This is a genomic window from Segatella copri (assembly GCF_019249795.2).
GTDB lineage: Bacteria > Bacteroidota > Bacteroidia > Bacteroidales > Bacteroidaceae > Prevotella > Prevotella copri_B.
Map to the genome: position 1 here is coordinate 217,211 of NZ_CP156892.1, position 24,702 is coordinate 241,912.

Annotated in this window: 21 protein-coding genes; 2 read left to right on the forward strand and 19 right to left on the reverse strand. The window is 41.5% G+C overall.

Translation table 11 applies throughout. The features are described 5' to 3' along the window. Positions 1 to 8 precede the first annotated feature (8 nt). Positions 9 to 860, forward strand: a complete 852-nt coding sequence (locus KUA48_RS13895; protein ID WP_203054969.1) for an Rpn family recombination-promoting nuclease/putative transposase — start codon at positions 9 to 11, stop codon at positions 858 to 860. 396 nt (positions 861 to 1,256) lie between these two features. On the opposite strand, the gene KUA48_RS13900 is transcribed toward KUA48_RS13895, so the two are convergent. From KUA48_RS13900 to KUA48_RS13940, 9 genes are read right to left on the reverse strand one after another with little or no spacing between them, the layout of a single operon-like run. Next, the gene (locus KUA48_RS13900; protein WP_203054971.1) at positions 1,257 to 2,327 is read right to left on the reverse strand and encodes a hypothetical protein; all 1,071 of its coding nucleotides are present in this window, start codon (positions 2,325 to 2,327) and stop codon (positions 1,257 to 1,259) included. Then, positions 2,308 to 3,507 (reverse strand): hypothetical protein, encoded by a 1,200-nt coding sequence (locus tag KUA48_RS13905; protein ID WP_203054973.1) that lies wholly within the window; start codon positions 3,505 to 3,507, stop codon positions 2,308 to 2,310. The genes KUA48_RS13900 and KUA48_RS13905 overlap by 20 nt, the downstream gene beginning before the upstream one ends. A gap of 21 nt (positions 3,508 to 3,528) precedes the next feature. Next, positions 3,529 to 4,131 carry a glycoside hydrolase family 15 gene (locus tag KUA48_RS13910; RefSeq protein WP_218431700.1) on the reverse strand — a complete coding sequence of 201 codons (603 nt, stop codon included), beginning with the start codon at positions 4,129 to 4,131 and terminating at the stop codon, positions 3,529 to 3,531. 2 nt (positions 4,132 to 4,133) lie between these two features. Continuing rightward, positions 4,134 to 6,269 (reverse strand): AAA family ATPase, encoded by a 2,136-nt coding sequence (locus KUA48_RS13915; RefSeq protein ID WP_218431698.1) that lies wholly within the window; start codon positions 6,267 to 6,269, stop codon positions 4,134 to 4,136. After that, a complete protein-coding gene (locus KUA48_RS13920; RefSeq protein ID WP_203054978.1) occupies positions 6,266 to 6,502 on the reverse strand; it encodes a hypothetical protein in 237 nt (78 codons plus the stop codon). The genes KUA48_RS13915 and KUA48_RS13920 overlap by 4 nt, the downstream gene beginning before the upstream one ends. Next, a complete protein-coding gene (locus KUA48_RS13925; protein ID WP_203054980.1) occupies positions 6,499 to 8,739 on the reverse strand; it encodes a DEAD/DEAH box helicase family protein in 2,241 nt (746 codons plus the stop codon). The genes KUA48_RS13920 and KUA48_RS13925 overlap by 4 nt, the downstream gene beginning before the upstream one ends. A 35-nt stretch (positions 8,740 to 8,774) precedes the next feature. Then, a complete protein-coding gene (locus KUA48_RS13930) occupies positions 8,775 to 9,875 on the reverse strand; it encodes a phosphoadenosine phosphosulfate reductase (protein WP_203054982.1) in 1,101 nt (366 codons plus the stop codon). Positions 9,876 to 9,903: 28 nt separating this feature from the next. Further along, the gene (locus KUA48_RS13935) at positions 9,904 to 13,125 is read right to left on the reverse strand and encodes a hypothetical protein (protein WP_218431697.1); all 3,222 of its coding nucleotides are present in this window, start codon (positions 13,123 to 13,125) and stop codon (positions 9,904 to 9,906) included. Further along, on the reverse strand, positions 13,112 to 13,975 hold the full coding sequence (locus KUA48_RS13940; protein WP_218431696.1) for a DUF4007 family protein: 864 nt from the start codon (positions 13,973 to 13,975) through the stop codon (positions 13,112 to 13,114). The genes KUA48_RS13935 and KUA48_RS13940 overlap by 14 nt, the downstream gene beginning before the upstream one ends. Before the next feature lie 520 nt (positions 13,976 to 14,495). On the opposite strand from KUA48_RS13940, the gene KUA48_RS13945 reads away from it, so the two are divergent. Further along, complete coding sequence (locus KUA48_RS13945) at positions 14,496 to 15,029, forward strand: hypothetical protein (protein ID WP_218431695.1); 534 nt, start codon at positions 14,496 to 14,498, stop codon at positions 15,027 to 15,029. 43 nt (positions 15,030 to 15,072) lie between these two features. On the opposite strand, the gene KUA48_RS13950 is transcribed toward KUA48_RS13945, so the two are convergent. The 10 genes from KUA48_RS13950 to nuoH all read right to left on the reverse strand — a co-directional run bounded on the left by KUA48_RS13950 (position 15,073) and on the right by nuoH (position 24,701). Continuing rightward, the gene (locus KUA48_RS13950; protein WP_218431694.1) at positions 15,073 to 15,222 is read right to left on the reverse strand and encodes a protein tyrosine phosphatase; all 150 of its coding nucleotides are present in this window, start codon (positions 15,220 to 15,222) and stop codon (positions 15,073 to 15,075) included. Positions 15,223 to 15,919: 697 nt separating this feature from the next. After that, a complete protein-coding gene (locus KUA48_RS13955; RefSeq protein ID WP_117587070.1) occupies positions 15,920 to 16,813 on the reverse strand; it encodes a YitT family protein in 894 nt (297 codons plus the stop codon). Positions 16,814 to 16,897: 84 nt separating this feature from the next. Next, the gene (locus KUA48_RS13960; protein WP_117587069.1) at positions 16,898 to 17,083 is read right to left on the reverse strand and encodes a DUF4250 domain-containing protein; all 186 of its coding nucleotides are present in this window, start codon (positions 17,081 to 17,083) and stop codon (positions 16,898 to 16,900) included. A gap of 157 nt (positions 17,084 to 17,240) precedes the next feature. After that, entirely contained in the window at positions 17,241 to 18,692 is a 1,452-nt protein-coding gene (locus tag KUA48_RS13965; protein WP_218431693.1) for an NADH-quinone oxidoreductase subunit N, read from the reverse strand. A 15-nt stretch (positions 18,693 to 18,707) separates the two neighbouring features. Further along, the gene (locus KUA48_RS13970) at positions 18,708 to 20,207 is read right to left on the reverse strand and encodes a NuoM family protein (RefSeq protein WP_117692674.1); all 1,500 of its coding nucleotides are present in this window, start codon (positions 20,205 to 20,207) and stop codon (positions 18,708 to 18,710) included. A gap of 33 nt (positions 20,208 to 20,240) precedes the next feature. Beyond that, positions 20,241 to 22,196: an NADH-quinone oxidoreductase subunit L gene (nuoL, locus tag KUA48_RS13975; protein ID WP_006846355.1), complete on the reverse strand. Its 1,956-nt coding sequence runs from the start codon at positions 22,194 to 22,196 to the stop codon at positions 20,241 to 20,243. Between the two features lie 6 nt (positions 22,197 to 22,202). Beyond that, a complete protein-coding gene (gene nuoK, locus KUA48_RS13980) occupies positions 22,203 to 22,511 on the reverse strand; it encodes an NADH-quinone oxidoreductase subunit NuoK (protein WP_006846356.1) in 309 nt (102 codons plus the stop codon). Continuing rightward, on the reverse strand, positions 22,508 to 23,035 hold the full coding sequence (locus tag KUA48_RS13985; RefSeq protein WP_118153996.1) for an NADH-quinone oxidoreductase subunit J: 528 nt from the start codon (positions 23,033 to 23,035) through the stop codon (positions 22,508 to 22,510). The genes nuoK and KUA48_RS13985 overlap by 4 nt, the downstream gene beginning before the upstream one ends. A gap of 15 nt (positions 23,036 to 23,050) precedes the next feature. Next, positions 23,051 to 23,581, reverse strand: a complete 531-nt coding sequence (locus KUA48_RS13990) for an NADH-quinone oxidoreductase subunit I (protein ID WP_153073838.1) — start codon at positions 23,579 to 23,581, stop codon at positions 23,051 to 23,053. 34 nt (positions 23,582 to 23,615) lie between these two features. Beyond that, entirely contained in the window at positions 23,616 to 24,701 is a 1,086-nt protein-coding gene (gene nuoH / locus KUA48_RS13995; RefSeq protein WP_153073839.1) for an NADH-quinone oxidoreductase subunit NuoH, read from the reverse strand. Position 24,702 lies beyond the last annotated feature (1 nt).

Below are 24,702 nucleotides of genomic sequence, written 5' to 3' on the forward strand. Positions count from 1 at the left end.
AACAGCGTATGAAACAGGTAGAAGAACGATACATCAGCTTGCTGACCGATTTCGGCTTCAAGCGCATTTTTGGAACAGCAATGAACAAGGATTTGCTCATTTGCTTCCTCAACAGCTTGTTCAATGGCAGACAGGTTGTTAAGGACGTTTCGTATCTGAACCCGGAGCACGTCGGTGATGTTTATACCGACCGCAAGGCTATCTTCGACGTGTATTGCGAAGGAGAAAACGGCGAGAAGTTCATCGTAGAAATGCAGAATGCCTATCAGACTTATTTCAAAGATCGTGCTCTGTTCTATTCTACCTTTCCTATCCGTGAGCAGGCACCCAAAGGTAATGAATGGGATTTCAAGCTCAACCATATCTATACCGTAGCCCTGCTCAATTTCAACATGAACGAGGATGCCTTCGACAAGGAGGAAATTCGTCACCATGTACAGTTGTGCGATACCGCTACCCACAAGATTTTCTATGATAAGCTGGAGTTTATCTATGTAGAGATTGCCAAGTTCAATAAGACCTTGGAAGAATTGGAAACACTCTACGAGAAGTGGCTTTATGCACTAAAGAACCTCTATAAACTTACTCAACGCCCGAAAGAACTGTGCGATAAGGTTTTCGACCGACTTTTCGAAGAAGCCGAGATTGCCAAATTCACACCACAGGAGATTCGGGAATATGAAGCAAGCAAGATGGCATATCGGGATATCAAGAACTCTATTGATACGGCGAAAAGGGAAGGTAGAATAGAAGCTAACATAGAAACTGCTCAACGTTTGCTGGCTATGGGGCTTCCAACAGAACAGGTTGCCAAAGCGACCCAGCTACCTTTGGATATGGTTCAAAATCTGAGCTACTGATAAAAGCGAAAACTAACGTTTTTCTTTTATGCAGGATACCATAACAAATACCCCCCAACCTACTTTCTCAAGCGGGTTGGGGAATTTTTATTTCAGTATAAAATATGACGATAGCTACCCTTTCATCTTTACAAACATCAAAGGTCCAATCCTTGTTAAGGAGGAAGATACGGATACTTATATCAGAAGCCATGAAGAAGACTTCATCGGTCAAGCCGAAGAATCCTTGCCAATCAAATCCTGCAGGAGATTATTTGAATTATTCGGCATAGATACCGACAGACTGGAATTATAATATACCGCCAAAGTACATGATATATGAATGTACTTTGGCGGTACGGAATTTAAGGTTTACCCTTCGAATTAGTATCTATTCTGCGTTCATCTTATCGGTAGTTATCGATTGAGAAAAGCAACTAAACTATCTTGCATAAAAGTTAACAAATTAGTTTGTTCAACCCTCAAATACTTTTTCCAAATAGGATTAACCTCTATAAAAGAATCAAATTTCTTGAGATGCAAAGAGTACAAGCACCTGTTTACATAATTGGCTGAATGCAACACTAAATCTCGCTCATCCTTATCGTCCAACCATAATCTTAAAACATTAGCAGGAGATTCCTCAACAAGCTCATCTACTAAATCCTCAAAAATACCACTCATTGGATAGTCTTTGATAGCACTAAACACTTCGAATCTTGGAGTAGGCCAACCTAACTTTTGTTCCATATTATACTCAGATTCATTGATCAAGAACTCAATACACTCAACCAAAGACTCGTTATTCGTCTTAAGATGAGGATATTTGTCCAACAGAGACCAAGCCTCTGCTATCATCATACATGCTATTTCATCGAAATCGAACACACTCAAATGTTGGTTAACATTCACCAAATCAACAATTGACATCAACCAAAGATAGTCGTAAGAACAGCATAACTTTGTGGCGATAAGTTCAAGACCTGCTTTGGGCACAAAATCTTTCCCTGTATTTTGAACCTGGATACTTTCACATTCAACATTATCCAATATATCAGGGAGTTGTTCGGTTGCTCTACCTATAAAATGACCATCAAAATCATACCATTTCCCATCAACACGAATTTTATTTTGCTGCATGCAGTTTCCTTCTTGAAGTTCCTCAATATAGTCCAGATAATGAGTTTTATCCAATAACGGGAACAAATCTGTTTGCATATAAGCAACTATTGTCTTCTTACCCTTATCCCAAACTCCATTTGTACACACCATATCCTTTACGGTGAAACAAATATTATCTTTGTAATTGAAACGATAGAGCTTGCCATGCAGAATCTTAAATTTTCCATCTGTAGAATAGACACGTTCACCATTTCTATTCAAAATAAAGCACAGCCTCTCCATGTTCTCGACATAATAATCAAGAGAAGACAAATCCTGTTCAGTATTTTTAGAACCTTTATCATTTTCACTTTGTGTAAAAATCATACTTTATTTTTCCTAAATTGGCGAGACGTAACATAATCGAGTTCTGTGGCCGCCCTAAAATATTAGCAATATCCTCTATGCTTTTTCCCTTTTCATAACATAGTAAAAGTAATTCTTCTTCATTCTCGGTCCATGGCAAATCCTTTCTTCTACAATTCACCTCAGAAGATTCTTCATCACTAGAAAACACAGAATCATCAGAAGGCGTTGAATCACCGGAAGCCTTTTCCGTATTTACTGTTTCATCTTCTATTCCAATATTTGAGATGAACACATCCTCTTGGTGCTCATGAGCATGAAGTTGGTTGATTGCATTATCAATACAATCTACCAAACTTAACGTAGCATCCACACCTAAAAGATTTACTTTTAAATCCAGCAAGAAGTTCTCATAAAGATACAGCAAAGAACTTGTTATATCTTCCTGCCTTACAGGATGAGCCAAGAGTTTATCATATAAATCAAAGACCGTTGGACATAATGATCTAAACATTTCTCTCTCAGCCTTATGTTCCTTGAGGAAAGTATAGTATTCAATGTTTAATTGAATTTGTACATCTTCATCTAAAGCATAAAAAAGGTTCTGCTTTTCCTCATCACACGACTCTGCCACAAGATTATTTTTGGGTTCATTTTCAGATGACAAAATCTTTTTATACTCAGCCAAAGCCTCTATAGACTTATCTATGGCATTGTCTTTACTAGTCGCCAATTCACCAATTTTCTCTTCTGTAAGAGCAGAATAGTTCTCCAATAAAGCACGCTTCAAAGAAGAACGTCCTGACGGTAAAGTCATAAGGAAAAACAAATCCTCATCAAGTTCCACGTAATCAACGCATTCCTTGATTTTACTCTCAGAAGGTCTAACTTGTCTTTCTTTCAGAAGAGTCAAGTTCTCTTCTTTGCCACGATAGGGAACAAGATGCCAAAAATCTTCATTTTGCATAGTCCAGAATGGGAAATACGCATCCACAAATAAAGAATCGTCATTAGGCAGGGTTCTTTTCCATACTTTATGAAAAGTATCTATCAGCTGCTGATTACATCTAATTTCATTAGAATAAATCTCATCCGATTCACACATTTCTATAATGGTAAGCAAAAGAACCGCCTTATGTGGAGTTTTACGGCCATATTTCTCATTCGGCTTTAAATTTTCAAAAGCCTCTACATAGTCCATATTTTCCCTTTCTATATTACTTTATAATTCTTCTGGCTCCTCTTCATCATGTTCTTCATCAACCTTTTTGGACGTTAACTGTAAAAACATATCCAAGAAGGAACGATGAGAAAAGAAATATCCCTTATCTTCCTTTAATTTATCCTCCATGACAGAGAAGCCATAATTAGCATACTCTTCCATTGTTGTTATCAATTGAGAAACAACTGTACTAGGCTTTATTTCACCTTTATCCAAGGCTATCCAATCTACGTCTGTCTTTGCCACAAGAGCCATAAATATATAAGAACGCAACGCAGGATAAGCTTTGCGCCCTTTTCGTGCTTCAGCAGTACCCCAAAAGACCAAGTTCTGTCCCAAGACCTTTGTTTCTTCTGATAATGGCAGTTTCTTACCTGCATACAAACCGATAAAAAACGCCATGATATAAGGCTCATATCCAGAACCAAACACTTTGCCTCTTGCACTAGTATTCTCAGATGCACCAACACCATAATCCGAGATAGCTCTCATTACGGTCTTCTCGTATTTTATTTCAAATTTGGGATTTCTACGTCCCCATATATCTATGAGTTTCTCGTTTTTATCAACAAGTTCCTCTATATTATTTAAAACCTCTGCCATTGTTATTTTACTTTTGTTATAACTGTTTGGATTGTTGCTAGATCCTTATCATCGAAAGGCTTCTTCTTTTCTATTCGGAACACTCTACCAGAAACTTCATTAACCTTGTTCTGGTCAAGGACTAAATTGCCATCAGAGCTTTCCTTCAAGAAGCTCTTTGTCACGATAACAACTTGCTTATCCAAATTGCTAATCACATTGAAGAACTCCGTCTCCTTAGCATCAGTAAAAGAAGAAGTTGGAGCATCGAATATCAAAGGAAACTCCGTTTCACTTCTTTGAGTGGCCAACTTGCCAATAGCAAATAATACCGACATCAAGTAAGTTGTTCTTAAAGCAGTATTAGGATTGAAGATTCTTGTATTATCACTATTCATAAGAACCGCCTCACCTTGCCCATTAGCTTTTTCCAGAATACGGATAGTACCCTTGAAATCATTGGTATTCAAACTTTCCAAGAAGACATTAGCCTCATCTTCAATTGAATGAAGAAGACGCTTCTTGTTGGTTTCCTTAGCAGACTTGAATGCTGCAGAAATATGACGAATAAGTGCAGCAATCTTTGCATATAAAGCAGCAGAAGTTCCTTCTGCCAATTTGCCCAAACTTTCTTGTGCCTCCTCAAGAGTCTTACGATGCTTAATGCGTTGCCCCTTCAATACCTCCAATCGGCTTACTGCCTTATTCTTTAAATCCATCCAATTGGAAATATTCTTTAAATGAGACAAGAGCTGCTCTTCTGTTAATCCATCAGCCTGTGCCAAGATACGCTTTTTAGCTTCAATTTCATTATTCAAATTTGCGTCTATTTTCTTGACTTCATCATGCAAACGATTATTGTTAGAAATCACCTTTTGTATATGATGACGAAGTTTGGTAATTCCAGCAAGATTATCATTTAGAATCGTATCTCGCTTTTGTAACTCAACGATATATTCATTCTGATAATATGGTTTTACCTCCTCATCTTCATCGACCTTTAAAGAATTCTTGTATTCCTCTAAACGCTGAAGCATATAATTCCATGGTTCACTATGCATTTTAGCTGGACGCCCACAAATTTTACAAACTTCTTCGTCGAGCATTTCCTGCATTATTTTTTGACCAGGAATGTGCACAGGCAATGGTACAAAAGAAGTTTCCTTTTGCATTTTCTTGATTATTTTTTCCGCACCAGCAGTCTGCAAATAATCATTCTCTAATTTTCTTCGTTTTTTATCGACCGCACTAATCTTTTGAGAATATTCCTCAGCAATATCCTCAAAGCCCATAAGTATCCACATATCATCCAGAAGATTGATTGTATAATCTTCTTTAATAGAAGCTTGAACTTGCGCACGTTTATTAGTTAAAGTGTCTATACGTCTATTGACATTAACAAGCAACTTTGAAGCTTCTTTGCTTTGCTCAATACTTTTTAATAAACCAGCGAAATTAGAAGCCTCATCTTCCTTATTTCTAATTTCATTTTCTATGTCTTCCAATGTACTACTTTCTTGCTCTATAGTACGCTTGAGCTGAGCAATCTTCTCACTATTTTTACGATCAGATTTCTGAGCATTTGTTTGTGCCTGCTCTGCCATTTTTGTAGAGTATTCCATAAAAGAGAAGTATGCCTCAAAATCCTTGACATCGCTGAAGGTCTCAACTAACATCTTTAATGCATTTGAACTTTGAAATACATCAAGATCACTTTCCCCTTTAAACATAGTGTATTTGCGAATCTCGGAAGGCAAATCATAATCAAATTTTAAGCCATCGCGTCGCATTCTTTCACTCCCGTTTTCTTCTATTAAATCAAAAGAAAAATTAGAAGTCGTAATTTCACCATCATAAGACTTCGTAAAATGAAAACTTTTTTCCAAAGTCTTGACATACCCTTTGTGTTCGTATGTCATTGCCACACGAACATCGGCTGATTCATCTGCAAAAAGTTCTTCACTTCTCTTCTTGGAAATCAACTTTGTATCAGCCTTTGAAGTCCCATCAGTTCGGAACAACCACTCTAAAGCTTCATAAAACGTAGTCTTACCATCACCATTAGAACCAATGATGAGGTTAAGACTATTTACAAGTTCAAAAACATTGGACTTGTAATAGCTTCGAAAATTCTCTATTTCTATCTTCTTTATAATCATATCAATAAGTTATCATTAATATAAGAAAATATTGTTTTATACACTTTCTTCTGAACACTCTCATCAGTAGAACCATCAAGCTCCTTTATGATGCGAGCAACAGAAGCCACAACCACATTATCTGAATTCAAGGCTGTATATAAGTCCTCATATTCAGACTGGTCGTAATCATAGAGTTCTTGCAACTTTGTGTCATCAAGAACCATGTGAAGCATTCTTTCTTTATTTGTCATTGTATATTATCATTATCATATAAATTCAAACCATAATGTTCCATCACCTCTCTCAGTTCCAATTCTGAGTAAGAAGGATTCTCTGATAGCAATGCGAAGTTGTTCACTCTAATAAGCTCACTCTTCAGCATGGCACGCTCCATTCGATAACTACTACTATTTGGGTTAATCTCAGGAGCAACTACCAAATCATGCAACACCGCCATCTTCTTCTTAGGATGTGTTCTCAACACACGTCCTCGTCGCTGAATGAACTGACGTGGATTTCCTGTACTTGAACAAAAGATTGCCAATTCACTTCTTGGAACATCAACACCCTCATCCAAACATTTCATAGAAGTCAGCACTTGAAGTTTACCACTGGCAAAATCTTCAAGAATTTCCTCTCTATCCTTTTGCCCTGAGACAAACTTACGCACCGTTATTTTATCATCCAACTTCAATATCGACTTTGTATATAAATCTATAAGATGCTCAGAATCCTCATCTTGATTAAGCGTATCATCTTCAACTTCAAGATAATTAGGTTCATTTCCTTCAGGGACATATATCAGAGAATATTTCAAATTTCCTTTTTCTTGATACCGCTTCTTGATGATGTCCTCAAAAGCTTTAAGTTTGTTTGCAGCCTTATGAACAATTCGCTTTCTTGCCAACAAGAGCATTTTAAGTCCCTCATCCATTTTTGCAAAAGAGCAGGTATCATCATTGAAATACTTAGCTATTCTTTCAGATAACTCGACATAAGCTTCCAGTTCTTCCGTAGTCAGCCGTACTATATGTGGATAATACAGATACTTACAAAGCACACCTTTTCTGATAGCTTCTTCCATACTATACTCATAAGTATAATGATTCTCTGCACCAAAGAATTTACGCAAGTTCCTGTTACCTTCATCATCGTATTGACGATCTGGTGTCGCCGACAAGCCTATTCTACGCAGATAAGGAATATAGGCTAATCGTTTCAACATACTGCCTGAAGCCATATTATGGCATTCATCAGCAATCACCAACAACTGTTTTTTGCTGAAGCCATTCAATGTATTAAATACTTTTTCACGAGTATAAGATGCATAAGTAGATATAATCACATAAGAGGTCTCACGCTCATTCTTCAAACGATATTCCTCATTAAAATGAATCGACTCAACATCCTCTTTCCATAAAGGATTCTTAGAATAAACCTTTATGACATTCATAAAATTAAACTTATGACATTCTTGCTCCCACTGATTTACCAAAGTAATCGTTGGTACCAGAATTATCGCCTTATAGTATCCATTGCGCTTATAAATCTCCAACAAGCAATTCAGCGAGGTGATTGTCTTACCCGTTCCTGTGGCCATGGCAAACAGACCTTTCTGCTTATTGTTTTTCCAGTTTTCAAAAGCCTGCTGCTGGTATTCTCTAGGACCTGATGGATATGGAAAACGTGGAGTTATCTCTTCCGGACAAATGTCCTCCCTAACCATATCTCCACCCATAATTGCCTTTTGAGCTTTTCGTTCCTGGCGAATTCTGTCCAACTTTTTTTCTACATCTAGCAGTTCTTCTATGGCCGTGTCTTGATAACATGACGATACTGCCGTCTCCAACTGGCTTGGAGACAGATACTCTATATCGCTTTCCTGCTCATTCATGATAAGCTCAAACTTTGCTCTTTGAGATTTGATTCTATTCTGAGTCATCTCATCAGGAGAATCGCTTCGGTCTATCTTGATTTCCTCTATGTTATAAAGCAAACCATTAATTGTAAAATTGGCAGAACCAGTGAACGAAGTAATGGTATCATCATCACGGAATTGCCCTGTCTTGGTATGAGCTATTCCCTTATGTTTCTTTGGCTTAATGATTTTGATTTGAATTCTATTTTGAGAAATCAGATACGCCAAGCATCTGAAAAACTGATTCTGATACTCATCAAATGTCTTTCGAAGAGACTCGAAATCAGACAGATCCATACAATCTACCACATCACCAAAGACTCCTTTCTGGATAGCTTCCTTATCTTCTTCAGAAACAATCTGGTTGATGATAAGACGCATAACCCCGCCATTTGCTATAAACGTAGCAAAGCCTTCTGCCAATACACTAATAGTGGCAGAACTGAAATAGCCTAGTTGCAGGTCGAAACTGCAACTGTTCTTCAATCCATCATTAAAGAACCTTTCTGGAGAAAACTCTTCTCCAGGTATATAGGTTCCATCCTTTGCCCATTCTACATCTTTCAACATAGACGTCCCTCCGATTATATTCTAGTTATAAAGTCTTAAATAAAACAGTTGGCACAAACATATTCATCACCGAAGAGTTCGGCAAGACTAGTGCCTTTGTTCTTATTTTTGTTTGTTTCCTGTCGCTTGATGATATCCAGTTTCACCTGGCGAATACGCTCCGGCTTTATCAAGTCTGCCAGACTCTCATTCTGAATCCAAGTATAACCATCCTTCTCAAACGACATAGCCTTTTCGTATAAGTCAGGATGCTGCTCATAGAGCCAGATCCATTCTATCTTCTGCTGGAAGAAGCAGAAATAACAGCCGCTTCGGCTTCTGCAATAGGTTCCCGTCTTACCATCCACCTCGAAAGGAATTTCCTCATAATAAGATGGTACTCCTACTCCACTATCCCTCAGCAGTCTGAAGATGTCTTCCTTTACAAGCACCTCGTCGTTATCTATCAAAGGGAATGAATCCAGATGACCAACAGGATAATCCGTAGTCTTCAAGTATTCAAAGACGGCATGGTTAAACATCTTCACGTCTATATCCAACAATGCATTCAGCTTTTTGGAATAGTAGAATTGCTTGGTAATCGTTTTCTTCAACACATCCATCAAGTCTTCCTTCATCAATCCCTCAGGGCACAACTTATCGTAGATGTCAATAATCTGCTCCTGGTTTTCTTTGTGCAAGAACTTATTGATGACATCCACGCTCCAGATATTTCTTCTGAAAGGAAAGACAGACTGAATATTAGGTTTTGAAGACACATAACCGTCACGGTCTTCATCACCTCGAATACCAACGTATGATACAGCATAGTCATCACCTACATATCTTTCAAACTCATCAAGTTTCATCTTCTTGGTACACCATCGAGCTTGTGGCGATGGCAGGAATCCACCTGCAGCCTTTAGGAAATGCTCAAAAGGCGTAGGCTCAGGACTGTCTTCAGCAGCCCTAAGTCTTTTAATGTTTCCCAGATAAGCGCTCAATCTATCAATCAGCAATTCCGTCTCAGCCAATTCACAGCCAGTATCAGAATTATAATACTCAATCTTTAAGTTTGGGTATTTCTGCTTGAGATAGATGGCCAAAGCCGCACTGTCCTTTCCGCCAGATATTCCTAAAATATTTCTTACTTTCATTTTGCTCTATTCATTTTTAAGGAAGCGGCTACTTACCCAGCTTCTTATTCAATATTTTCAACAAAGTACATACCGATACATTGTCATTTCCTATGCCATCAAGTAGCTTGTCGATGCTCTTTTCCAATTCCTCAGCCTTCTGCATCTCGCTTTCTGGCAATCTGAAAGTCTGGGAATGGATATTGCTGCCCTTCGTTGAAACCAAATCCAACGAATAAATCTCATCCGATTCATCTTCTGCCACCTTGGATATATCAGAATATTTCTCACATTCATGGAAGAGCATAAGCAAACTGTCAATCAGTTTTTCTTCTTGCTCGTCGCGCAATCGCTCTAATGGCTGCTCCAATGCCGTATAGCAAATAGACTGGTACCACTCATTGCGGTTATCAAACTCAGCCATCACATGCTGATAGAATTCCTTCAGTCTATCTGTCAGGAGATATTCCTTAACATGAGCCAAACGCTTTCTGATCTCTACCACATATTCAGAATAATCGTATGACTCGATGCCCAATGTTTCCAACAAGCGACCTTCCACACGGTCTATCATATCAGAATAACAAGAACGAAGTTCCTTCACAGCCCGATTGATGACATAACAGAACTCCTGTACCTTATCCGGATTCTGCAAAGCTTCCTTATCGTAGCCCAGAGCCTCTGGCAAATCCTCGAAGAAAGTCTTCTCCGGGTCCTTTGCCCTAGCCAAAGTATCACGGAATCTTACCGTCTGCTCATGGTTGAACTTACGGGTATGCTTGGCATAATCATTCAATCTCTTGTTATAGAAGAAAAAGAATGGCTTGATGGTTTCTATGAAATCATCGCTCTTGATACTTCCCATGGCTTCAACATTCAGGAACTTACGATACTGATTGAAAATCTGCACCTTCACACCTGTCACGTCGAATGCCTTGACCAGATATTCTCCCGGATGCTTCTGCAATAACTCGAAGAACTCCATGTTAATATTTGGGATATATGCTCCATTGGTTCCATACAGAGAGAAATCCTGCTTCTTTATATATAAATAGGTAGGAATCCAGAAATCCAAGAATCCCTGCTTCAGCTTATATGGTTTTACTGACAACTTCTTAATCAGCTCAGAAATCTTACGAGGCTTGAAAGTTGTAGATTTCAGAAATTCCTCACATGCATCCCACAAAGGCATGATTCCTTCATTGGATGGCACATCAGCAAACTCTCCATTCACATGAAGTCCAGTACTCTTCAAGAGAGAATAATAGATGGTTTTCTCCGGTGGGAACTTGTCGCCCGGGAATCCTAAGTCTTGTTCATTGCTCTGATTCAGCAATGCAGCCAGGTACTTACCTTTCGCACTAGAGATAGAACCACTCAACTTATGCTTGTTGAACAATTCATTGTTCAACACTGGAGTCTGAGAATAAATCTCATCGCATACCACTGACAGCAACTGGTTGAAGTCTTTTAAGGAGCAAACCTCTCTTTCCTCGCCCTTGAAAATCCAAGTTACATCTCCATTATATGCAAACAAGCTATTACTGATAGATTTATTGAGAACCACTTTCTCATACTCCATCAGATTGTTGATTTCGTTGATAGCAACCTTATCAGATTTATCTAACAACACCTTACTCAAAATATATTTGTACTTTTCTATCAAATAGAGGTGAGACACCAACTCGTCTGTATTTCTGAAACAAACAAAGATAATGGCATTCTCACTCTTTTCACTCAGCTCGCAAATCTCTTTCAACACTTTCTTACGGGAAGAGAAGATCAACTGAATAAATCCATCAGTATCACCGGTTGGAGTCTTGTCCACTCCTTCACCCAGCACTTCATACTCAAAGTATCTTGGAGTACCTTTCTGGAAATAGCAAGCCTTGACAGGAGCCACCTTCTTGAAACAATAGTTTCTGATATCATCCACAAAGTTTACAGGACGGCTAACCACCAAACCAGCCTTGCGGATTTCATCTTCTATATTGATATCCGTGCCATCAAAAAGAATGTAGCGGAACTTATAGCTGGCATATCGGATAATCTTAAATTGCTCCAACTTCTTTAAAAGCCCCGTTGGGTTTTCTATATTCAAAGCAGTCTTGGCATACAGGGCAGTATCTTCACGGTTCATCTTAAATGAAGCATTGCCGAAAAGATTCAGTAATCCGATTGCTTTCACCAGTTTGATGGCATCTACAAGGTCTGTCTTGGTTTCCCATAGTTGACCTTCCACTCTCTCGATGGCAACCTGCATCGAACTCCATTGCATGGAGTCGGCATTCGCCTCCTTCAGGTAAGAGTAGAAATTATAGTAGATATAATCATAGCAGCACTGAAGCTGATATATCTTTCCCTCATATTCAGACAAAGAGTTACGTCCCCTTGCATTCAAGAACGAAAACAAAGAACGCTCATTCTGTCCATATCTCTGAATGGCCTGTGTAATGACGTATGCAGCAAATGGTTCCAGCGGAGCCAATGCCAGCGCAGTTGCTTCAGAAAAGTTTTGAGACACAAAGCCAGTTTTCTTTGCCAACGAAGCCAATGAATCAATTACAGAATCATCATTTTGCATGGTTCTACTGGCATCAATCTGCGTAGAAGCCAGATAGAGAAGTTGTTCTATCGGTTCTACGAATACCAACTCCTGAAAACGCCCCTTTACTTTCGTCCACTCTTCTTTCTGTACTTCATTCAACTTACGGGAGTAAGCGTTGAAATTCTGATGAAGCGTAGTCAGAAGAAGAATATTTCTGGATGGCACATTCACGAACTCAGCCAATTTCTGCATGAAGTAAAGTTCACGCTCCGGATTATTCTTGGCAGCATGCTCCAGCACCTTGCCAAACTCATCAATGAAGATAACCAGGAATTTTCCCCGGCTCTTCAGTTTGTTATACTTGGTTTTGAGTTCATCCAGAATGCTATCAGCAGTGCCATCAACAGAGAGTTTTTGACTCAACAAAACAGACAGTTCCTTATAGTCGCCAACAATTTTAAGAACTTCAAACTTCTTCTTCTCTGAAAGTTCAGAAGGATTCAACAAATCATATTGCTTACCTCCCATCAAGTCTCTTTCCAAAGCCAATAAGAAACTAGACTTACCTGTTCCATAAGAGCCAATGATGGTATAAGAATGAACTCCCGATCGGAATCCATTCACAATACCCTCTGCCACCTGACGAACATTAGGAGTTACGATATATTTGGCCTCACTAGCAAAGCCTTCCTCTATGTTTGCTGATAAACTAAACTGTCGCATTCTTATAATACTTATCTAAAACATCAATGTCCTTCAAAGAAGAACCTTCCTTAAACAATAGCTGACGGATACCTGCATTATCACTATACTGGACATACTCTGAATAATGCTCACCGATAGACTGGGCCATATCAATGACCTCAGCATCTGTCATGCAGAACATCAAGCCTATTTCCTGCAATGTATCGTATGATACAGACTTATCCTTACCTTTTTCCTGAAGAATGGCATATAAAAAAATCTCCATCGGAACCCTGCGCTTACCTTCGACATTGAAGGCGAACGTCTTACCATTATCTTCAGTTCTTATCAGATCCAAATCAATCAAAAGAGAAGAATAATCCTCAAACGACTTGGCCTTATAAGGTTGGGCATAGTTCTGCAACAGCACACCCACATCTTTCTTGGTGGTATTCACATTAAAGATTTTATCCTTTCCATCCTCTATCATCAGTCTTTTCACAAAGTTCACCAATTGTTCCCTCTCAAAGACCTTGCGTTCTTTTTGGAATTGCACAAAAGTAATATGATAAAGCGTTGCCTCTTTCAAACTTACCAGAAGGTAGTGAAGCAACCATAAAGTGCCTAAACTTTCAATGTACTTATCTACGCCTTCTGATTCATCGAATAAATAATCTGCTATTCTGCTTGGCTCATCCTGATTGGAAATTCCAAACACCTTGAGCCAATATCGGATAGAAGAAACCATGTTTTTTCCTACTCCCAAAGCTATTACAGCATCAGAAGCATTGAAGTTTCCTCCATCTTTCATAAAGTTATATCCCTTGGTGAGCCATAAGGTTTTGCAAGGAAAAGATTCATGTCCAGAGAGTGTATATTTATTGTACATCTATCTTCTTCAAAGCGATAGAATCCCGGTATCGTGAGTTGTATTAGTATTCTGTTAGACCTCTATAAAACGGAAACGTGGGATTCTCCTTGCCCATCCCACCACTCGAAGGCCTTCGCATTGCCCTAGTTGAAAGAGACGGACAATGCAGAAAGCCCACGTTATGGTATATAATGATTCCAAATACGAACTATTAGTCATACACGATACCCTAACATATTGTTATGGTATGTATACGACAATTCGCAGCAGGATACAATACACCCACCGTGAACATTCACCATTGTCACATCTACGTCCAACTAAAGGTAAAGTTGCGAAGTTTACGAGTAGTCGTAGACGAACGTTAGCAAACGCTCTATTTTATATAAGTCACACCCACCCGCTCAGCCCTTCGGGCTTTCTGCGGTAGAATGTAATTGCAAAAATAATAATTATTTCTGAAATACGTGCGCTAATCTTAGATTATTTTTGTATTTTTGCAGAAAATGACGCTAAACCCATAAAAATACAGTAGATTATGACTACATATCTCAGATTCTTCAATTATGATGAGGCCTTTGAATACTATTGCGGACTCATCGACAAGATGCTACAAGGCACCAACAGGAACAACCATACACGTATCATCGCTAAGCCTGCACTTATCCTATCTATCATCAAACTGATAAAAAACGGAAAGCCGGACAACCAGTTCACTTATGAAGAGATTGCACCTATATACCAAGGTGTTTTCGGGAAGTATTTTTTAAGGGCTCAACAGGAAAACCTTACTCCATTATTTTATCCTTATTACTTCTTGAAATCGGATAAGTTCTGGCATTTGGCTTGGACTAATGCTGAAGTAAAAACAGAGTCTCCTTCAAGAGCATGGCTAGACAGGAATACCCAATATGCCTACATCGATCAGGAACTTTGGATATTACTCTCCCATCCTACTTATCGAGATAAATTAAAGGACTATATCATCAAGGAGAAAGTTCTTAAAGTATTCAAAGAAGAAAAGAACAAGGGCGGCTTTAAGGCTTTACTGCATTTATTGATGGTAATATAAAAACAACATGAAATGGATTATAAAGATGTCGCAAATTCTTTCATTACAAGACATTAAATCTCACAGGCTCCTCGCCTGTACGTAATTTGTAGTCTTCATAAAGCATCTTCTGCATCTTGTCAACCATGGCTATCTTTGTGGCCTTGGCAGATTTCCAACGTCTAAGCGCCTCTTCTCTTGTTAATTTATTCATATCCAATCCTCCATTATTAAATTATGAGCATCCCAAATGTCCGCTCTTTCTAAATTTCATTCTACCAGATTAAGCATTCAAGAACTACTATCGGGAAGAATACGACTGCAAAGATACGGATTATTTTTGAAACTAAAGCATCTTTATTCTAATAAAACGCAGATTAATTTTATTTCAGCAACAAGGCTGCAAAGAAACAGATTGACTTTTCCTGATTTCAGTAGACACTTTTTTACTTTATAAACTAGAAAGGTAGACACTATCAATTTCATAAAACAGAAATAGTAGACACACCTTATTATTTGTTCCTAATTTTATAGACACAAGAAAAAGAATCGTACTATATTTGTAGTCACTACCCTTCCACTGGACTTACCGAACCCAGACATGCTCTTTTGGTAAAGTGAGGGTGTGTCATAAGTTTATGGTTCACCCTCTTCTTGTTGTTGGATGAGATAGGATATGTTGTTGGGAGAGATAGGATATGTTGTTGAGACAGTCAGTATCTTCGGCCGCACAACAGCTGTTGTGCGCTTGCATAACAGCTGATATGCGCATGCACAACAGCTGTTGTGCATGCGGTGGTCAACTGTTATGCGCCAACTATTATTCAGACTTATGACACACCCTCACTTTTTCGGATTACTGGCATGTACCATCACCTGACTTTTCCTGATGCACAAAAAAGCACGGAATATTAAACTCCGTGCTCTTTTTTGCTTTTATATTTAATCTTGTCAAAACCTTCACCATACACACCGATAACGGCACTCTGACTAACAAAGGCATGCGGATCTATCTCGCTGATAAGACGGAAGATAGCTGGAGCCTGACGCTGCTTGGCTAACACGAAAAGCATCTTCACATCCTGACCGGAATAAAAACCGCTGGCATTCACCACCGTTACTCCCCTATCAGCATCTACATTGATGCGCTTGCCTATCTCCTCATACTTCTGTGAAATGATAAAGAACTGTACGCTTCGTCTTCTGCTGTTTACCACCTGGTCGATGCAGAATGCCTGAACGCAAAGAACTACATAACCATATAACACCTTCTCCCAATCGTGTACCACCAGATAGCTGGAACTGATGATGAAGATGTCGCATATCATAATCACTCTACCAAGAGAAATGTCGCGATACTTGTTGACGATGGCTGCGATGATATCCGTACCACCCGTACTTCCACCAACCGAGAAACCGAGTCCGATTCCGCAGCCACAGAAAACGGCACCCAGGAAAGCAGCCCATAAAGGTTGGTTTTCCAAAAGATGAACATCACCTAAACGGCTGGAGAAGAAAGAGGTCAGGATGGTTACCACTATAACGGCATAAACAGTCTTGACACAGAACTTTGCTCCCAAAATCTTGAACGCACATATTAATAAGGTGGCGTTGACGATAAAATACGGAATTTGCACAGGGCAACCGGTTGCCCAATAGATAATACTGGAGATACCAGGAAGTCCGCTTGCTGTTACATTGGTTGGCAAGAGGAACACGTTCCATCCAATAGCGTAGGATATCATACCTATCGCAATCAAAACATAGTCTTGTACAGACTTCCACAAGGGTCGAGGAGGAGTCATAATTAATTTATAATTTACTACTAATAGTTGACAGTTTATAATTTATAGTTTACAGGGCACTATTTATAGTTGAAAGCGTGCTCTTTACCAGAATTTCTTCTGTTGCTCTGACCACTCAAATCCTTGGGTAGCCATTTTGGCTTCTAATGCCGCACGGTTCACATTGAAGTGATTACAAATCTCATCGAGTGTTTCAAACTCGTGGTCACGAAGCAGGAAGTTGATGGCGCTTACGAGCATCGGAACATCATTCATTGGTAACTTATCCATCCTTTTTATATTGATTGATTAATTAATATTTATTATTGATTACTTGAGGCACCATGCCTCTTTCGGGGTGCAAAATTACTGCAAAATTCAGACAATACCAAAAAAAATCCCAGCAATCTTTTACCGATTGCTGGGATTTTTATAAATTATTGATGATTTACGCATTCACTGCAACTGAAATCCAGTCGAAGACGAATGAGCAAATACCGAATGCTACGATACCTACGGTGCAGATTGCAAGCGCCAACTTGGTTGAGCATGCGCTCTGGAAAGTAGGAAGCGGATTATCGCTGTGCTTGATAAACATAGCCTTCACGATGAGCAGATAGTAGTACAAGCTGATAACTGTGTTTACCAACGCGATGAATACTACGCCGTATGCCCAGGCTCCCAATGTGGTGTGGATGTCGTGTGTACCAACTGCTGCCATGAACACGAAGAACTTCGAGAACATACCGGCGAATGGAGGAATACCACCCAATGAGAACAATGCCAAGGTCATCAGGAATGCCAGGCGTGGGTTAGTCTTGTACAAACCATTGTAGCTGTCCATCTGAACTGTACCGTCATTGTGCTCCTCAATAGATGAGATGATGGTGAAGACGCTCAGGTTGGCTACTACGTAAATCAATACATAATAAGTCAGGGCGCTCACGCTCATCGCTGAGTTACCTACCACAGCCAACATGATGTAACCTGCCTGAGAGATAGAAGAGAATGCCATGAAACGCTTCAGGTCGCTCTGACGGATGGCAAACAGGTTGGCGATAGTGATAGAAAGTACAATCACGATGTAAAGCAACACGGTCCAGTACTCTACCATTGGCTGGAACACCTTCATGAGGATAGCGCAGAGAGTAAACGCTGCAGCACCCTTAGATACTACTGACAGATAACCTGTAACAGTAGTTGGTGCACCCTGGTATGAATCGGCTGTCCAGAAGTGGAAAGGAACCAAGGAAATCTTGAAACCGAGACCACTGAAGAAGAATACCATACCGGCGATGGTCAATGGTGATGCAGAGATAACCTTTGCGATATCATCGAAGTACAAAGTACCACAAGCAGCATAGAGCAGAGAGATACCGTAGATCATCACGCCACTTGAGAAAGTAGCAGTAAGGATGAACTTAGCTCCTGCCTCAGCAGAATTGTGACGGTACTTATCGAATGCTACCAAGCAAGCCATTGGCACAGATGCCATTTCGAGACCGAGGAAGAACAGGAGGAAGTGGTTGGCACTAACCATCATGTTCATACCGAGCAAGGTAGAGATAATCAGCATATAGAACTCACCCTCCTTGAAGGCTGTGTCCTTGCGGCTCAACCACTCCTTAGCCTGTACCATTACGATGAGGGTACCCAGTGCCAGGATAGTCTTCAAAACACCGGCAGCAGGACCTGTTGTGTACATGCCACCAAATGCCTCTGTGGCTTCTGTTGGGAAGATATTGATGGCAATGTGAGCCACCATCAAGAGACATACCAGAGGATTGAACCACTTACGGTCTGCGCTCTTGGAACTGCAGAAGTCAGCAATGAAAGTGATCAACAGAACTACCATCAGGGTAGCTTCTGGAATCATATTTAAAAATTGACTGTAATTCATTTCTTCTGATATTTATTACATGATTACACTAAAGATAGGACCGACAGCGTCCATGATAATCTCCTCTGCCCAGAGTGGGAACATACCGAGACCTGCAACGCAGGCGATAAGACCTGCTACAGCGATACGCTCGTCCCAGGTAGCATCGTGAAGCTTCTCCAACTTTGGATTAGGAACCTTCTGATAAAGGATCTTACCTACACAACGCAAGATGTAAACCGCTGTTACAACGATTGAGGTACATGCGATGATGGTACATACGCGATGGAATGTATCTGCATTTTGGAAAGAACCCACGAAGATGGTCATCTCGGCTACGAAACCTGAGAAACCTGGCAAACCGAGGTTAGCCAAACCAGCTACTGCATAACCTACAGAGAGGAATGGAATAATCTTCATCAAACCACCCAGATAACGTACGTCACGTGTACCAGCCTGATGATAAATCATACCGATAACGGCGAAGAAGAGGGCGGTCATCAAACCGTGAGACAACATCTGGAGGATTGCACCAGTAGCAGCAGTCTCGGTCATCATACAGAGAGCGAAGAGCACCATACCACAGTGAGAAACTGATGAGTAAGCGTTGATGTACTTCAAGTCGGTCTGTACACATGCTGACAAAGCACCATATACGATAGAGATAGTAGTCAGTACGAGGAACACCTTGATCCAGAAGCCGTGAGTAGCAGCTGGCAAGAGGAACATGGCGATACGGAAGCAACCGTAACCACCAAGCTTCATCAATACACCGGCGTGCAACATAGATACGGCTGTTGGCGCACTGGCGTGACCATCAGGAGACCATGTGTGGAATGGGAACAGCGCACCGAGGATACCGAAACCGATGAAGAGCAATGGGAAGAACACGTTCTGCACACTCTCTGGAATCGCATGAGCACCATTGGTGTGGTGAGCGATATCGAGGATTTCGAAGGTCTGAGCACCACTGTAGAAGTAGATTCCCAGGATACCGATAACCAAAAGGGCTGAACCACCCATCAACATCAAAGTCAACTTCATGGCTGAATACTCCTTTGCACCACTACCCCATACACCGATGAGGAGGTACATAGGAATCAGCGCAACCTCATAGAACATGAACATGGTAAACATGTCGATAGAGATGAAGAAGCCATATACACCGATGCTCAGGAGCGTGAACCAGAGGAAGTATTCCTTCTTCATTGGTTCCATCTGCCAGGAAGCAAATGTACCGGTGAACACGATGATAGAAGTCAGGAGAATCATCACCACTGAAATACCATCCACACCGAGTGAATAGTTGATGTGCAATGGTTCAAACCAAGGCACACAGTAGGTGAAGAGCATCGGAGCTTGGTCGGCTGGCATTGTCTCACGAGCTTCGAGAAATGCAAACACCAAATAGATGGAGAGACCGAGCAATACGCTGGCACCTGCTACCATCACACCACGAACCTGCTTGTCGTTGCGTGCCAACCAGAGGCCGAGCAACATCAGGAGTGGTACTATGACGAATATACTTAAATTCATTTCTTTTCTATTTACTTAATTGTGAGACTTTCATTAAAGAAGTGCGAGCAGGCACAATGTCAATGCCACGGTACCGGTGAGGAACCAGATAGCATAGCTGCGAACATCACCACTCTGCCATGGGCGGATAGTTTCACCTGCCTCCTGTGTACCCCAAGCCATGAAGTTGAAGGTACCATCGATAACACGACGGTCGAACCATGCGATTGGCTTTGAGAAGCAACCGAAGACAATCTTGTGGGTGAAGAACTGCCAAGCATCGTCGATATAGAAACGGTTCAACGCTGCCTTGTGCAACTTAGGCATCTTCTTAGCCAAAGCGTCTGCCAATGGAGTCTTCTTAGGAGCATACATGTAAGTAGCCAGACCGATACCGATGATAGCAACGATAACAGAGGTTGTTGCCACACTCATGTCGATATGGATATCGTAGCTCTGACCTGTAGCAGAAACGAAGTGACCGAATGGAATCAAACCACAGAGGCAAGAGATGATGGCGAGGAATACCAATGGACCCCACATCACGAAAGGAACCTCCTGTGGCTTGCGACGGTTCTCAGGATCAAGCTCATAGTAGCTCTGTCCCCAGAAGATTACATAGTAGAGACGGAACATGTAGAATGCAGTCATACCGGCAACCACTGTCATGAACCAGCCCATAAATGGAGAGAACTGGAAGCAAGCTGAGATAATCTCATCCTTTGACCAGAAACCTGCGAATGGAGGAATACCTGCAATCGCCAAGCAACCGATGAGGAAGCAGATGTTGGTAATAGGCATATACTTGTGCAGACCGCCCATGTAATCCTTGAAGTTGCTGCCGATGATGACGATGATAGCACCAGAGCAGAGGAAGAGCAACGCCTTGAACATAGCGTGGGTAAACAGGTGGAAGATACCAGCCATGTAACCCAAACCACCATGGTGGTTATCTACAGCGAAGCAAACGCCGAGAGCTACGAGCATGTAGGCAATCTGAGAGATAGTAGAGAAAGCCAGACCACGCTTGATATCACGCTGGCAGCAAGCTACAGCTGCTGCATAGAATGCGGTGAAGGCTGCAATGTAAGCTACATAGTGCAAAGCCTCAGGAGCATACTGTACCCAGATTGGGAAGAGGCTGGCTACCTGATAAACACCTGCTACAACCATGGTAGCGGCGTGGATCAACGCAGAAACAGGTGTTGGACCCTCCATCGCATCTGGCAACCAAATGTGCAATGGGAACATCGCACTCTTACCGGCACCACCGATGAACATGAGGAACAAAGCTGTTGGCATTACCCAAGCTGCACCTGCCAAAGCAGAGTTGAGCTCTGGCTGAGCATTCAAGTCATAGTTGAAGGTTCCTACATAGAAGCTGTAGAACAGGATACCGATGAGGAAGAAGAGGTCAGCGAAACGGGTTACGATGAACGCCTTCTTGCTGGCATGAACTGCAGCATGCTTTGGATAGTAGAAACCGATGAGCAGGTATGAGCAAACACCCACCAACTCCCAGAACAGATACATCTGGAAGATGTTGGTAGCTACTACCAGGCCCAACATTGACATGGTGAAGAGGCTCAGGTAAGCGTAGAAACGCTGCATACCCTTCTCGTATTCCTCAACCTTGTAGTTCTCATCACGCTCTGCCATATAGCCGAAGCTGTAGATGTGAACCATGAAGCTGACGGTGGTAATCACGATGAGCATCAATACAGAGATTGGGCTCAGACGGAAACCGATGTTGAAGGTGAGCAACTCAGTAAACTTCAACCATGTGAAATTAAATACGGTAACAGTTGGGTACATACCTGTTGAGGCATCACGACCCACTGCAAAGAAGTACTCGTATGCTGTATAGACAGACATCGCGAATACACAGCCCATCAATACGGTACCGATGAGTGCTGCTACCGGTCTTTTCATCTTCATACCCACAAGTCCCAGAACCAGGAAGCTCAGGAATGGCAGAAGAAGTATCAAAAATGCATAATTGTATTCCATTGTCTTTTAGAATTTCATGTTTTCAATACTGTTCACCTGGTCACTGTGATAGTTGCGGTAAACGTTGATAATAATAGCGAGCGCTACGGCTGTCTCGGCTGCTGCTACTCCGATAGAGAACAATGTGAAGAAGAAACCTTCCAACTGTCCTGGGAAGAGGATGCGGTTGAACACAGCGAAGTTCAGGTCGGCTGCATTCAATACAAGCTCGATGGAGATGAGCATGGCAACGAGGTTACGGCGTGTACAGAAGCCATAGACTCCGATGAAGAACAAGAGTGCTGAGAGCACGAAGAAATATTGTACTGGAATCATTTCTTATCCTCCTTTCTTGCGATTAAGATACCACCGATGATACATGCCAACAGGAATACAGAGATAAACTCGAATGGCAATACATAGCCATACTTGTCAGCACCTACCAGTGCAGAACCTACCTGGTCCATTGGCACCTCGGTGTCGGCTACGGTTGCAGCCATATCAATAAAGTGATTCTTCAACACGACGACTGCCAAGGTTACGAAACCAACGAGGCAGACGAGTGCGCGACCTACAATCTTGCTACCCTTGACATGCTCCAAAAGACCCTGGAGAGTACGCTTTGATACCAACTGGATAGCGAAGACATAAAGCATGGTGATACCACCGGCATATACAGAAATCTGAGCTGCACCCAGATAAGTATAGTCGAGCAGGAAGAACATGCCTGCTACACCGAAGAGTACGAACAACAGGAAGGTTGCCGCACGCATGATGCGCTTGGTGAACACGCACATGATGGCTGAGCCAAGGATGACTACTGCCAAGATGACGAACATAAATAAATTTGCTGTTATCATTGTCTAAAGTCCTCCTTACTTAGTCTTGGTGTTAAACTTACCGATTTCCAATGGGGCACCACCCTCGATGAGGTTTGGAAGGCTACCGCCCTTATAAACCTCCTTGTCAAGGTGCATCACCAACTTGTTGCGGTCGAAGACTGCATTCTCGAAATCGTTGACAAACTTGATTGCACCGAAGTTACATGCGTTCACACAGAGCTCGCAGAACATGCAGTCGCCCAAGTCGTACTGGTAATCTACCAGCTTGCGCTTCTTCTTGCCTGTCTCTGGATCCTCCACCATCTCGGTTACAATCTTGATGGTATCGTTAGGGCATGACTTCTCACACAATGTACAACCCACACACTTGTAAGCCTCGTTCTCATCACGAACGAAGACCAGGCGACCACGGAAACGTGGAGATACGTGGAGTGTAGTCTTGCGGTTCTCAGGATACTGCTCTGTGCTCTTTGGTGTGAAGTACTCCTTCATGGTAGTCTTCATACCGATAGCGAGGGTCTTCAAACCCGCTGCAATACCGCCGAAATATGAATTGTTAGACATACTTTCTTATTATTATAATAATGTGTATTAAAGATTATCCGTGGAATCCGAATGCTACGCATACTGTCATCAAGATCAGGATGACCAGTGACAATGGCATCAGATACTTCCACTCCAACTTCAGAATCTGGTCGATACGCAGACGTGGGAATGTCCAACGTACCCACATCAGGAGCCATACCACGGCAAAGGTCTTACCGAAGAACCAGATGAAACCTGGGATGAGGTTCATCAGATTGTCGAAGCCCTCGATACCGATGTTCAATGGCGCCCAACCACCGAGGAATACGGTAGAAGCGATACCAGAAATCACGAAGAGGTTGAGGTACTCTGCCAGGTAGTAGAAACCGAAGCCCATACCTGAATACTCTGTGTGGTAACCTGCGGTCAACTCACTCTCAGCCTCAGCCAAGTCGAAAGGACCACGGTTAGCCTCAGCATTACCTGCTACAAGGAATACGAGGAAAGCCAGAATAGCTGGCACATGCCCCTTGATAATCAACCAGTTCCAAGCGCCAGTCTGAGCCTCTACAATACCGCTTACCTGCATGGTACCGGTAAGAACAACTGCAGAAATCAGACAGAGACCGAGAGACATCTCGTAAGAAACCATCTGTACGGCACCACGCATGGCAGATACCACAGAGTATTTGTTGTTAGATGCCCAACCAGCGAGGAACACACCCAGCACACCGATAGAACTTACGGCTGTGATGAGGAATACACCTACGTTGAAGTCAAGAATATGAGCTCCCTTGTTCCATGGAAGGAATGAGAAAGTACCTACAGAGGCAATGATCACGAGGAATGGTGCCATGTAGTAGAGCAGCTTATCGGCTCTATCTACAGCGAAGATCTCCTTGATCAACATCTTGAGCACGTCGGCGAATACCTGGAAGATACCCCAAGGACCTACACGCATAGGGCCGAGACGGCACTGGAAGTAGGCACACACCTTACGCTCCATGAAGATAAGTACGATAGCGATGAGGGCGTATGCTGTCAAAATACAGATACCCACGAGCACGCACTCAATCAGAATCGACAGGAAGTCGCCCAGACCCAAGGTCTGGCGAAGCAGATTGTCGATGAATGTTGTTACTATACTAAAATCAAACATA

Excerpts from the sequence above, each read along its gene's own strand:
- KUA48_RS13990 (WP_153073838.1), bottom strand. The coding sequence starts at position 23,581 with ATGTCTAACAATTCATATTTCGGCGGTATTGCAGCGGGTTTGAAGACC.
- nuoK (WP_006846356.1), bottom strand. The coding sequence starts at position 22,511 with ATGATTCCAGTACAATATTTCTTCGTGCTCTCAGCACTCTTGTTCTTC.
- nuoL (WP_006846355.1), bottom strand. The coding sequence starts at position 22,196 with ATGGAATACAATTATGCATTTTTGATACTTCTTCTGCCATTCCTGAGC.
- KUA48_RS13965 (WP_218431693.1), bottom strand. The coding sequence starts at position 18,692 with ATGAATTACAGTCAATTTTTAAATATGATTCCAGAAGCTACCCTGATG.
- KUA48_RS13955 (WP_117587070.1), bottom strand. The coding sequence starts at position 16,813 with ATGACTCCTCCTCGACCCTTGTGGAAGTCTGTACAAGACTATGTTTTG.
- KUA48_RS13910 (WP_218431700.1), bottom strand. The coding sequence starts at position 4,131 with ATGGCAGAGGTTTTAAATAATATAGAGGAACTTGTTGATAAAAACGAG.
- KUA48_RS13905 (WP_203054973.1), bottom strand. The coding sequence starts at position 3,507 with ATGGACTATGTAGAGGCTTTTGAAAATTTAAAGCCGAATGAGAAATAT.
- KUA48_RS13970 (WP_117692674.1), bottom strand. The coding sequence starts at position 20,207 with ATGAATTTAAGTATATTCGTCATAGTACCACTCCTGATGTTGCTCGGC.
- nuoH (WP_153073839.1), bottom strand. The coding sequence starts at position 24,701 with ATGTTTGATTTTAGTATAGTAACAACATTCATCGACAATCTGCTTCGC.
- KUA48_RS13940 (WP_218431696.1), bottom strand. The coding sequence starts at position 13,975 with ATGTACAATAAATATACACTCTCTGGACATGAATCTTTTCCTTGCAAA.
- KUA48_RS13950 (WP_218431694.1), bottom strand. The coding sequence starts at position 15,222 with ATGAATAAATTAACAAGAGAAGAGGCGCTTAGACGTTGGAAATCTGCC.
- KUA48_RS13925 (WP_203054980.1), bottom strand. The coding sequence starts at position 8,739 with ATGTTGAAAGATGTAGAATGGGCAAAGGATGGAACCTATATACCTGGA.
- KUA48_RS13930 (WP_203054982.1), bottom strand. The coding sequence starts at position 9,875 with ATGAAAGTAAGAAATATTTTAGGAATATCTGGCGGAAAGGACAGTGCG.
- KUA48_RS13915 (WP_218431698.1), bottom strand. The coding sequence starts at position 6,269 with ATGATTATAAAGAAGATAGAAATAGAGAATTTTCGAAGCTATTACAAG.
- KUA48_RS13960 (WP_117587069.1), bottom strand. The coding sequence starts at position 17,083 with ATGGATAAGTTACCAATGAATGATGTTCCGATGCTCGTAAGCGCCATC.
- KUA48_RS13945 (WP_218431695.1), top strand. The coding sequence starts at position 14,496 with ATGACTACATATCTCAGATTCTTCAATTATGATGAGGCCTTTGAATAC.
- KUA48_RS13985 (WP_118153996.1), bottom strand. The coding sequence starts at position 23,035 with ATGATAACAGCAAATTTATTTATGTTCGTCATCTTGGCAGTAGTCATC.
- KUA48_RS13900 (WP_203054971.1), bottom strand. The coding sequence starts at position 2,327 with ATGATTTTTACACAAAGTGAAAATGATAAAGGTTCTAAAAATACTGAA.
- KUA48_RS13920 (WP_203054978.1), bottom strand. The coding sequence starts at position 6,502 with ATGACAAATAAAGAAAGAATGCTTCACATGGTTCTTGATGACACAAAG.
- KUA48_RS13935 (WP_218431697.1), bottom strand. The coding sequence starts at position 13,125 with ATGCGACAGTTTAGTTTATCAGCAAACATAGAGGAAGGCTTTGCTAGT.
- KUA48_RS13895 (WP_203054969.1), top strand. The coding sequence starts at position 9 with ATGAAACAGGTAGAAGAACGATACATCAGCTTGCTGACCGATTTCGGC.